Genomic DNA, 2,337 nt, shown 5'->3' with positions numbered 1-2,337 from the left:
TTGCCTAAGCGTTGGGCTATGTGCTAATGCTGGACAAATTTATTTTGACAGGTTTGAAGGTGTAGAGAGGAAGTAGTCAAGAAAGCCCGGTTATCTTGACAGATTCTATGTTCTTAACAAAAAACCGATCCTGTGAGGGTTTGGGGTGAAATTATTTATTTGGATAGTGATAGGCTCGGTTGCGATCGGAATAGGTTTGAGCGAAGCGAGGAGGAGGCTCGCCAGTTGCACCACGGAAAGCGAGTGTCTGGAGTGGAAATCGATTATCAGCCAAACCAAAAAGGACCGGGCGGCTTTTGCCCGGTTTTTCTTTATTTCTTTGAGAATGGTTCAGCTCCAGCTTAGGAATAAAATCCATGTATTTTCATTCGAAATGAATGTTTTTATATAATAAAAACGGATGAATATTAAGAATTATAGCTGAAAAATTTTCATCAGACAGGCTCCTCAATCCTCGATTCGCTTATCTATGTGCCGCTCCTACAAATTCGAAACTTCTACTCCGCCTGGCAAGGCTGTGGAGTTGAGAGCTATGTCCGCCTAATGAAGTCCAAAATGACTTATTCAGGCGGACATCCGAGCCCAGGTAAGCTAGCAATGATGTTCATCAGGATAGTGGCGTTAGATGGTAGTCGTTGTCTGCGTTTAGCTAATCAGGGAGACCTGCGCCGCCTACCTATTCTTTCGATTGTACTGTTCATCGAATTCCTTGCCTTCGAGCGAAGCATCTAAAGTTAACGGTTCGTTGCAATACATGCAAATATCCACTCTGCCAAGCATTTTCGTTTGTTTTCCACAATTAGGACAAACTACTTGCACAGTCTTTGTCGATAACAATCCGATCCAAAAATAAACTACTGTGCTGGCAATAATAAATAGCAATCCCAAAATCATGAAAATACTCATAACCAAAAATGAACTGCGAAAGAAAATCCCGGCATACATCACAATGAAGCCAATGAAAATTAGGCTTAATGCAAAGGTGCGGATTTTATTTATTTTACTAGAGTACTTACCCATTTGAAATTTCCCTCCCTAAAATCTAACTATATCATACTTTTTTTGCCGAATAATCATAAAAAGTCCACCACTGTATTCGAAAATTGGCTAGATGAAATGCAGGAGATTTGATATCATTGTCGAACATATATGCTAACAAACCAATGGAGGAGTTTATTATGGAGGATATCCTTCGTTCAATTTATCAAGAACGGGCAAGCCATCCAAACACGATAGGAGTGGTTGCGGTGGAGAAACGGCACAAAGCGCTCGCTGCAACCGATACATTTGATGTCATTCTGCTGATTATAGTTAAAGAAAATATGGACCCTGTTTTTGTTAAACATTATTCCTATCAAGACAAAAAAGCAGCGATGCATATTGTTACCGAAAAGCAGATCCATGAATGGCTCCTAACTGGCAACAATAAAAAGATCTTTGATTGGCTTTACAATGGGAAGATCGTTTTTGACCGAAATGAAAAAATTGCTGAGTTGAAACATGAACTGAAAGAATTCCCGTTTATGGGTCGTAAAATTAAAATAGGGATTGAATTTGCCAAACTGATTAGAAGGTACTCAGATGGCAAGATGCTATTTGATAACCTTAATTATTTGGATGCCTATAATTATGTTGTTCATTCCTTGCATCACCTTGCGAGGCTTGCGGTCATAGAGAATGGGTTTCATCCCGAAGTGACCGTCTGGCATCAAGTGAAGCAGATTGAGCCAGAAATCTATAAATTATATGAAGAGTTGATATGCAGTGAAGAAACAATAGAAAAAAGATTGGAGCTCCTGTTCCTCGCTAGCGAATTCCTGATTCATAAACGGACAAAAATTGGTAGCCAGCATTTGGTCGAAGTGATGGAAGGAGCAGATTATTGGGCGTTCAGTGATCTAATGTCCCATCCGGAACTTTTGCCTTATTCGGTGGACCTAGGAATTCTTGTAGAATATTTAATTGAAAAAAAAATACTCGAAGTTGTCAACGTTGAAACAAAAGGGCAAAGTATTTATCACAGATATTATAAGGTTGCTGAAAAGTTATCCTAAAAAAACGAAAAACCTATTGACCAATCGAAAAATACTTGGTATATTAATAACCGTCGCTGCTGAGCACAGTGAAAATGTTTTTGCGGCAGACGGTTAATTACAAAAAACTTTTTTTGAAATGGCATTGACAGAAAAAATGTCAGATGGTATATTAGTAAAGTCGCTTCACGGTGATAAGCTAACTAACTTGTTCTTTGAAAACTAAACAAACAAGCGTCAACAAACAATATTTATAGTGACTTCTATTATATAGAGGATCACTAGCCAACGTTTTAACTTATGA

2 protein-coding genes are annotated in these 2,337 nt (G+C 38.6%); one reads left to right on the top strand and one right to left on the bottom strand.

All coding sequences use genetic code 11. The features are described 5' to 3' along the window. Positions 1–672: 672 nt before the first annotated feature. A complete protein-coding gene (locus UB32_RS18850; RefSeq protein ID WP_044396728.1) occupies positions 673–1,020 on the bottom strand; it encodes a YgzB family protein in 348 nt (115 codons plus the stop codon). Between the two features lie 158 nt (positions 1,021–1,178). Here UB32_RS18850 and UB32_RS18845 point away from each other — a divergent pair, with 158 nt between their 5' ends. Then, positions 1,179–2,054, top strand: a complete 876-nt coding sequence (locus UB32_RS18845) for a nucleotidyltransferase-like protein (protein WP_044396726.1) — start codon at positions 1,179–1,181, stop codon at positions 2,052–2,054. The last annotated feature ends 283 nt before the right edge of the window (positions 2,055–2,337 follow it).

Origin of the sequence: Mesobacillus subterraneus, assembly GCF_000934845.1 — a bacterium.
Classification (GTDB): Bacteria; Bacillota; Bacilli; order Bacillales; family Cytobacillaceae; genus Mesobacillus; species Mesobacillus stamsii.
Note: the sequence above shows the minus strand (reverse complement) of the source record. Positions and strands in the feature narration are given on the sequence as shown.

What these genes read in the sequence shown, in the direction of transcription:
- UB32_RS18845 (WP_044396726.1), top strand. Translation starts at nt 1,179, where the DNA reads ATGGAGGATATCCTTCGTTCAATTTATCAAGAACGGGCAAGCCATCCA.
- UB32_RS18850 (WP_044396728.1), bottom strand. Translation starts at nt 1,020, where the DNA reads ATGGGTAAGTACTCTAGTAAAATAAATAAAATCCGCACCTTTGCATTA.